Genomic DNA, 312 nt, shown 5'->3' with positions numbered 1-312 from the left:
AGCGGCTCGACCACGCCGCCAAGACCGCCACCGACGATGACCGGACGATCGCTCAGCGTCGGGCGGACTTCTTTGTCGACGCACTCGACCACATCGACCCCGACAATGAGCCCGCGCGGACGCCGAACATGGCGATCGGGGTCATGGTCCCCGCGTCCACGCTCGCGGGCGTGGATGATCAGCCGGCGATCAGCGCCGACCGCGACTGGGTGATTCCGGCCAACGTGCTCCGTGACCTCGCCTTGAGTGGGAACCCGTTCTGGTACCGACTCCTCGTCGACGACCAGGACGACGTATTGAGCGTCACCTACC

General features: G+C 66.7%; 1 pseudogene. It reads left to right on the top strand.

Annotated features, from left to right (window positions below):
* Positions 1-312, top strand: a pseudogene (locus tag D9V41_RS18145) (hypothetical protein); the annotation flags it as partial.

It is taken from the genome of Aeromicrobium phragmitis (assembly GCF_003674095.1).
Taxonomy (GTDB): domain Bacteria; phylum Actinomycetota; class Actinomycetes; order Propionibacteriales; family Nocardioidaceae; genus Aeromicrobium; species Aeromicrobium phragmitis.
The sequence above is the reverse complement of the archived record's forward strand: the minus strand, read 5'-3'. Positions and strand labels throughout refer to the sequence as shown.